This is a genomic window from Desulfonatronum sp. SC1 (genome assembly GCF_003046795.1).
Classification (GTDB): domain Bacteria; phylum Desulfobacterota; class Desulfovibrionia; order Desulfovibrionales; family Desulfonatronaceae; genus Desulfonatronum.
This window is the reverse complement of record NZ_PZKN01000060.1, coordinates 1-6,962: the sequence shown is the minus strand read 5'-3', so window position 1 is coordinate 6,962 and position 6,962 is coordinate 1. Positions and strand designations below refer to the sequence as shown.

Below are 6,962 nucleotides of genomic sequence, written 5' to 3'. Positions count from 1 at the left end.
GGCTAGGGGCGATGGGCTATGGGCTAGGGGCGATGGGCTATGGGCTAGGGGCGATGGGCGATGGGTTAGGGTTTGGGGGAGCGGGCTTTGATGAGGGCGCCGAGCATTTTTCCGATTTCGATGGATTGTGATTCAAGAAGCGAAAATGTCGCTTTGTCAAGGTAGCCGACTAGGTGGGCTATTTCCAACTGGGTGCGCAGTTCGGCCAAAGATCCTTTGGCCATGTAAAAAAAGCGCACGGCGTCCTTGTCCGTACTTCGCTCATCCCCTTCCGCAATGTTGCTGGGTACACTGACCGCTGAGCGCCGTATCTGGTCTCGGAGCCCATAATCTTTCGTGAAAGGTCCTTCCCGTGATTGGTCGTAGACCAGGACTGCCAGATCCCGAGCTTTTTCCCATACCCGAAGACATCGGAAGCCTTTATTATCAGACATGGTTTTTTGGCTAGGGGCGATGGGCTAGGGGCGATGGGCTAGGGGCTAGGGGCGATGGGCGATAGGTGATGGTGTTGGGTGATAATACTCCTAGCCTATAGCCCTTAGCCCATAGCCTATCGCCTTATTACGGTACCACCAACCCCGGATTGCGTTCCCCGGTGGCGGCGAAGAGGCGGGCCAGGGTCAGTTGGTAGTCGGCCATGGCGTCGGTCAGGTCGGCTTCGGCGCGGGTCAGGCGGGCCTGGGCGTCCAGGACGTCCGTGTTGGTGCCGACCTGGGCCTGGAACCGGGCTTGGGCGATGCGAAAGCCTTCCCGGGCTTCTTCCACGGCTTTCTGGGCCACGGCGATGCGTGCCGCGGTCTCTTCCAGCTTGAGGTGCAGGGATTTGACGGAGAAAGAGACTTCCAGGCGCAGGTTGGCCGTCTCTTCGTGCAAGCGGAGGACGTCTTGGCGGGCCTGCTCCGTGGCGTAGCGGGTTCGGCCCCACTCGAAAGCCTTCCAGCGCATGTTGACGCCCGCGGTCCACCAGGGGTCGGGCCGTGAGTCGGTGCCGGTGACGGTGGGGTCGGTGCCTCGGCTGTAAAAGTCCAGGTCCGCCGAGACCTGAGGGTAAAAGTCGCTGGCCGCTATTTCGACGTCCTTGCCCGCGATCTCCTCGGCCTTGAGGGCCAGGATGATGTCCGGGCGCAGCCGATAGGCGGTTTCCAGCGATTCCTCGAACCGGGGCGCATAGGGCAGGTAGGTCAACTCTCCGATATAGTCCGTCTCGGTGGACAGATTCAGATTGAGCAGGGTGTTCAGGCGGGCGACTTGAGTGGCCACGGCGTTTTGGGCGATGAGCAAGTCCTGTTCGGCCCTGGCGAGATCCACTTCAGCCTGAAGCACGTCGAACTTGGGTCGCAACCCGACGTCGAAAAAGGCCTGCGTGTTTTGCAATTGGGACTGCAGGCGAATGACCGAGTCCTGGGCGCTGCGGACGTTCTCCCTGGCCTTGAGCAAATCCAGAAACTGCTCCTGAATGAGCAGGATCAGGTTCAGTTCGATGTTTTCCACTTCGACCCGGGCCCGTTCCACGGCCAACTGGGCCTTTTGGTGGGTGTTCAGCAGTCGCCAGCCGGTGAACAGGGGCTGGTTGAGATTGATGTTCAGGGTCCAGGCCTCCCGGTCACCGCCCATAGTGGGCTTGTCGTCATAGGCGAAGCCGTAGTTGGCCGAGAGAGTGGGATAAAATGCGGTGCCGGCCGTCTTCTCCCCGAACTCCGCTCCGCGGAGGGCGGCGCGAACCGCGGCCATCCGCGGATTGGCCCGCAAACCTTGCCGGACGGCCTGTTCCAGGGTGAAGGCGGTGGGATCAAGGACGTCCGAAGAAACGGCGTCCGGAGCGTCGCCTTTCTCCATGGTTGAGCCTGAAGTCGGGACTGTGATGAAAAACAAGGCGAACAAGAGAAAGGGCAGAAGAAGCGATTGAATTTTCGTGGACATGCTCTTTTGATTTTTTACCGGCTTGAGGTTACACATGCGCGTCCTTCACGGCTTCCTTCCGACTATCCTAGTCGAGAGGCATCGGTCAATAATCGCCATCGACCAGCGCCAGCGTCTTCAACCCGCAACCATACGAGCAATCCAACGTCATGTTCCGAGCCTGGATACGGTCAAAACGGTCCGAATTCGTCCGAGACATTCTCCGCGACTTTTGCCTGAGTCAGCAGGTTCTGGAGAACCAGTTCAGGATGTTTGACGACGAGGAGCGCCTGGACTTCGAGGTCCTGCGTGAAGTGCTGGGCGTGGAGATGAACAAGGGGCTGCTATGGCGATTGAAAGACACAGCGCATCACTTGTTTCGCACGGATCGGGGCGCGGACGTCCACGGCCAGTTGCTGGGGTGGTGTCTGGGATATATTTTTCATGAAACCATGAAATTGAAGGAAGACGCCTACCAACGAGAGATCTACGGAGGGCGTTTTTTGGAGTTTCGACAGATCGGGTTGCGCCCGGAAGAGCGGGGCATTGTCGGGGAGCTCTCCAAGGTGGTCGATCAAACTCGGGAAAGCATGCGCCGCGAGGTGGCCAGGATCCGGTTCATCATCTCGTCCAGCCGACAACTGTTCATCCGCTACTTGCCGGAACACCGGGAAAATGCCTTGCTGGCCCGCCTGCTCTACGACCAAAACAGTTTGGTACGCATGGCTTTTGTCCTGGATTACCAAGCCTTGATCACTGCCCTGTATGGAGATCACCCCGAAAGAATGTTCCACCTCGCCGCGCAAAGTCTGTTGCTGGGGGGCTGGGAGCGGGAAGCGGCCCTGGCCGAGGAAGAGGGGCTGGCCCTCGTGGCTGGGAAGGAATCCCTCGCCGGAAGGGATGGCGGGCGAAAAGTAAGACCACTGGAGGTGCAACCATGACCGAGACGAGGCGATTACCCATGAATGATGCCGCGTTGCGGCGCGTTTTCGCGCGATTGGAAGCGTATGTGGTCGAGGGCGGTGCGTTGCGGGAAGCCTTTTTCTCCATGCATGGGCAGGAGGTGGCGCGGTTGGCGCATGTTCTGGCCGGGGCCTTGGCCCACGGAGGCAAGATTCTGCTTTGCGGCAACGGGGGCAGCGCCGCGGACGCCCAGCACCTGGCCGCGGAATTCGTGAACCGTTTTCTGATCGACCGCCGTCCGCTTCCGGCTCTGGCCCTGACCACGGACACATCCATCCTGACCGCGGTGGGCAATGATTTCGGCTTTGACCTGATTTTCGCCAAGCAGGTCCAGGCCCTGGGCCGGGAAGGCGACGTATTGCTGGGGCTGTCCACCTCCGGCAACAGCCCGAACGTGGTCGCGGCCCTGGAAGCCGGTCGGGCCCTGGGGATGGTCACCATCGGACTGACCGGCGAAGACGGGGGCAAGATGCGGGAGTTGTGCGATCACCTGCTGGCCGTGCCTTCGCGCCAAACCCCGCTTATTCAGGAGATTCACATCACTGTGGGGCATTTGTTGTGTTTGTTGACGGATGAAATTTTGTTCGGGGAACAATAACAGTCCGCTGAAAAACTCCCAATTGCTGCGTCGCTGCAAAAAGTTCAAACTCTCACGTATCAAAAAATACGCTTCGACCTTGAGCTTTTCTTGCTCCTTGCACTTGGGTTTTTTGAACGGACTGTCGACAAAGGACGTTTTTCAGTACTCAGATAATTCGAACGAGATGTGGACGCCGAGGGAGAAGAGTGTGTCCTTCAAGGAGAAAATATGCCGATTTATGAATACCTGTGCGATGATTGTGAGAAAGAGTTCGAGGAACTGGTTTTCGGGGATCCCGCGGTGATCTGTCCGTATTGCGGATCAGCCAGGACCGGCAAGCTGATGTCCCGGTGTCGGCATAAATCCGGCGGCGGGGGCGATGCCGTCGGCTCGGCGGTTCCGGCGAGTTCCGGTTCCGGCTCATCCTGTTCCGGCTGCTCGGCGTCCAGTTGCGCCGGGTGCCACTGAGCTGGGTATGTCCATGTTGGAACGCATCACCATCGCGAGCCGGGGCAGCAAGCTGGCTTTGTGGCAGGCAGAGCACGTCAAAAGCCGTTTGCTGGAGCGCTATCCCGGGCTGGAAGTGGAACTGCTGCTGGTCAAGACCATGGGCGACAAGATTCAGGACGTGCCCCTGGCCAAGGTCGGCGGCAAGGGGCTGTTCGTCAAGGAAATCGAAGAGGCCCTGCTTGACGGACGGGCCGACCTGGCCGTGCACAGCATGAAGGACGTACCGGCCGAACTGCCGGAAGGCTTGGTTCTGGGTGTCATTCCGGAGCGGGAAGACCTGACCGACGCCCTGTTGTCCGTACTCTACGACGGCCTGGACGGGCTGCCCGAGGGTGCCCGGGTGGGCACCAGCAGCCTGCGCCGGCGCTGTCAGCTTTTGGCGCTGCGTCCGGACCTGAAGATCCTGAACCTGCGCGGCAACCTGGATACCCGGGTCAACAAGCTGCTGGCCGGGGACTACGACGCCATCATCGTGGCCCAGGCCGGGATGAACCGCCTCGGGCTCAGCGTTCCCAAATCCACGCCGTTGGGGCCGCCGCTGTTCCTGCCCGCCGTGGGCCAGGGGGCCTTGGGGCTGGAATACGCCCAGGACCGCGAGGACCTGGTGGAACTGCTCGGCTTTTTGAATCATCCGGACACCCACTGCTGCGTCCGGGCGGAACGGGCCTTTCTGGCCACCCTGGAGGGCGGGTGTCAGGTGCCCATAGCCGGATACGCTCACATCAGCGCCCCGAACAGGATCACCCTGCGCGGGCTTGTGGCCGACGTGGACGGGAAGACCCTGATCATCGAGGAGGCCACGGACAAGCCCCGGGACGCCGAAGAACTGGGCCGCCGAGTGGCCCGGGCGATTCTGGATCGTGGGGGACGGGAGATATTGGCCGAGGTGTATGGGGCGTGAGACAAGGGCGACAATGTGATCGCGGCTCCATTCGCCTCATTTGCCTTGCGAGAGCGGATGCAGATGATTGACCGGCCCGATGCCGTGGCCCAGGGGATAGGCGGTGCGGATGGCGTCGTGGATGTAGTCCACGGCTTGGCCCACGGCGGTTGCCAGGTCCAGGCCGCGGCCCAGGCCCGCGGCGATGGCCGCGGACAGGGTGCAGCCCGTGCCGTGGGTGTTTTGGTTGGACAGTCGGGGGTGGCGGAAGGCGCGTGGTTGTTGGCCGGGCACGGCCAGCCAGTCCGTGAGGGTTTCGCCGGAGAAATGGCCGCCCTTGAGCAGCACGGCCTTGGGACCCAGGGCCAGCAGCCGCTCCAAGGCCTCGGGAACATCCGTCTCGTCGGCAATGGTCATCTTGGCCAGCAGTTCCGCCTCCGGGCGATTGGGGGTGATCAGGTCGGCCAGGGGCAGGAAGACCGTCTTCAGGGTTTCCACGGCCTCGGGCTGGAGCAGATTGTGGCCGCTTTTGCTCACGCAGACCGGGTCCACCACCAGAGGGAAGGATTTGTGTTTCAGTTCACGGGCCAGGGCGCGGATCAGGTCCGCGGAAAAGAGCATGCCGGTCTTGGCCGCGGCTATCGGAAGATCGTCCAGGACCGAGCGCAGCTGCCGGATCACGAAGGTATCCGGCAGGGGAAGGATGTCCTGAACACCCTGGGTGTTCTGGGCTGTCAGCGCGGTGAGCACCGTCGCGCCGTAGCCGCCCAATACGGTGAAGGTCTTCAGATCGGCCTGGATTCCGGCGCCGCCGCTGGAGTCGGAACCGGCGATGGTCAGGAGGCAGGGCGGGGTGGACATGGAATGGACTCCTTGCGTGGATGTGGTTGGGGCGACTGATGGGATTCGCGGTGCCGCAAGGCGGCGTCGGATATCTGGCGCCCGATGGGTTTTTGCCGGAGCTGCTGCGGGAACTGGGGCCGGTCGAACGTGTTTTGGGGCGCTTGGCGCTGTGCGCTGCGCCGCCTGTTCGCCCGACGACTGTTCTTCCGGCTTGGGCACAAAATATCTGGCACGATCTACGGGTGATCCCCTTCACGTCCATAGCCCAGGCCGCCACCGCGCTCAAGGGGTTGGGGCCGCTCTGGGCCTTGTACGACGAACATTTGCCGCGCCGGGGTCGGGCCCGCTTGATCCAGCAACGGCTGCGCGGCCCCTCTTCCCGGCCCCTGGTTTTCGGCGACCCGTTGCCGAAACTCCCACTTGGTTCCTGGACCTTGCTCGACGACTCCACCCTGCTGGCCTCACCCCGTTGCTCCAGCCCGTTCGCCCACGGCGAGGCGCTGTTCGTGGAGGACAAGACCGGTCCGCCGAGCCGGGCCTATCTGAAGCTGTGGGAAGTGTTCACCCTGCTGGACCGGCGTCCCGATCCGGGGCAACTCTGCCTGGACCTGGGCTCCAGCCCCGGCGGATGGACCTGGGTGCTGCATAAGCTCGGAGCGCGGGTGATCAGCGTGGACAAGGCCCCACTGGATCCACGGCTGGCCGGGCTGCCTGGGATCATCTTTCGGCCTGAAAGCGCCTTTGCCCAGAGCCCCCAAGCCATCGGTCAGGATGCCTTCGGCCCGGTGGATTGGCTGTTCTCGGACGTGGTCTGCTATCCCGAGCGCCTGCTGGCCCTGGTCCGCCGCTGGCTGGACGCGGGAACGGTCCAAAACATGGTCTGCACCATCAAATTCCAGGGGGAGACGGACTTCCAGGTTATCGACCAGTTCCGGTCCATCCCCCACTCCCGCCTCCTGCATCTCGCGCACAACAAGCACGAATTGACGTGGGTTTGGGGGGGATAGGCCATAGGCTATGGGCGATAGGCTAGAGGCTATGGGCTAGAGGCTATGGGCTAGAGGCTATGGGCTAGAGGCTATGGGCTAGAGGCTATGGGCTATGGGCTAGAGGCTATGGGCTAGAGGCTATGGGCTAGAGGCTATGGGCTAGAGGCTATGGGCTATGGGCTAGAGGCTATGGGCTAGAGGCTATGGGCTAGAGGCTATGGGCTAGAGGCTATGGGCTATGGGCTAGAGGCTATGGGCTAGAGGCTATGGGCTAGAGGCTATGGGCTAGAGGCTATGG

Annotated in this window: 8 protein-coding genes; 5 read left to right on the top strand and 3 right to left on the bottom strand. The window is 61.8% G+C overall.

Going from position 1 to position 6,962, the window contains the following annotated elements; all coding sequences use genetic code 11:
- Window positions 1-65 precede the first annotated feature (65 nt).
- Complete coding sequence (locus C6366_RS20785; RefSeq protein ID WP_107740600.1) at window positions 66-434, bottom strand: four helix bundle protein; 369 nt, start codon at window positions 432-434, stop codon at window positions 66-68.
- Window positions 435-561: 127 nt separating this feature from the next.
- Window positions 562-1,920: a TolC family protein gene (locus C6366_RS18245; RefSeq protein ID WP_158269862.1), complete on the bottom strand. Its 1,359-nt coding sequence runs from the start codon at window positions 1,918-1,920 to the stop codon at window positions 562-564.
- Window positions 1,921-2,069: 149 nt separating this feature from the next.
- Between C6366_RS18245 and C6366_RS18240 the strand changes: the two genes are divergently transcribed.
- The 4 genes from C6366_RS18240 to hemC all read left to right on the top strand — a co-directional run bounded on the left by C6366_RS18240 (window position 2,070) and on the right by hemC (window position 4,853).
- Complete coding sequence (locus tag C6366_RS18240) at window positions 2,070-2,840, top strand: hypothetical protein (protein WP_107740596.1); 771 nt, start codon at window positions 2,070-2,072, stop codon at window positions 2,838-2,840.
- Between the two features lie 20 nt (window positions 2,841-2,860).
- Window positions 2,861-3,460, top strand: coding sequence for a D-sedoheptulose 7-phosphate isomerase (locus tag C6366_RS18235; protein ID WP_107740594.1), 600 nt, complete (start codon window positions 2,861-2,863; stop codon window positions 3,458-3,460).
- Between the two features lie 210 nt (window positions 3,461-3,670).
- Window positions 3,671-3,910, top strand: a complete 240-nt coding sequence (locus C6366_RS18230; protein ID WP_107740592.1) for a zinc ribbon domain-containing protein — start codon at window positions 3,671-3,673, stop codon at window positions 3,908-3,910.
- Window positions 3,911-3,923: 13 nt separating this feature from the next.
- Window positions 3,924-4,853, top strand: coding sequence for a hydroxymethylbilane synthase (hemC, locus tag C6366_RS18225; protein ID WP_199221565.1), 930 nt, complete (start codon window positions 3,924-3,926; stop codon window positions 4,851-4,853).
- 36 nt (window positions 4,854-4,889) lie between these two features.
- On the opposite strand, the gene thiD is transcribed toward hemC, so the two are convergent.
- The gene (thiD, locus tag C6366_RS18220) at window positions 4,890-5,693 is read right to left on the bottom strand and encodes a bifunctional hydroxymethylpyrimidine kinase/phosphomethylpyrimidine kinase (protein ID WP_107740590.1); all 804 of its coding nucleotides are present in this window, start codon (window positions 5,691-5,693) and stop codon (window positions 4,890-4,892) included.
- 38 nt (window positions 5,694-5,731) lie between these two features.
- Here thiD and C6366_RS18215 point away from each other — a divergent pair, with 38 nt between their 5' ends.
- Entirely contained in the window at window positions 5,732-6,682 is a 951-nt protein-coding gene (locus C6366_RS18215; protein WP_107740602.1) for an SAM-dependent methyltransferase, read from the top strand.
- Window positions 6,683-6,962: the final 280 nt, after the last annotated feature.

Bases quoted from the DNA above. Each gene is read 5' to 3' on its own strand.
- C6366_RS20785 (WP_107740600.1), bottom strand. From the start codon at position 434: ATGTCTGATAATAAAGGCTTCCGATGTCTTCGGGTATGGGAAAAAGCT.
- C6366_RS18245 (WP_158269862.1), bottom strand. From the start codon at position 1,920: ATGTCCACGAAAATTCAATCGCTTCTTCTGCCCTTTCTCTTGTTCGCC.
- C6366_RS18235 (WP_107740594.1), top strand. From the start codon at position 2,861: ATGAATGATGCCGCGTTGCGGCGCGTTTTCGCGCGATTGGAAGCGTAT.
- hemC (WP_199221565.1), top strand. From the start codon at position 3,924: ATGTTGGAACGCATCACCATCGCGAGCCGGGGCAGCAAGCTGGCTTTG.
- thiD (WP_107740590.1), bottom strand. From the start codon at position 5,693: ATGTCCACCCCGCCCTGCCTCCTGACCATCGCCGGTTCCGACTCCAGC.
- C6366_RS18215 (WP_107740602.1), top strand. From the start codon at position 5,732: ATGGGATTCGCGGTGCCGCAAGGCGGCGTCGGATATCTGGCGCCCGAT.
- C6366_RS18230 (WP_107740592.1), top strand. From the start codon at position 3,671: ATGCCGATTTATGAATACCTGTGCGATGATTGTGAGAAAGAGTTCGAG.
- C6366_RS18240 (WP_107740596.1), top strand. From the start codon at position 2,070: ATGTTCCGAGCCTGGATACGGTCAAAACGGTCCGAATTCGTCCGAGAC.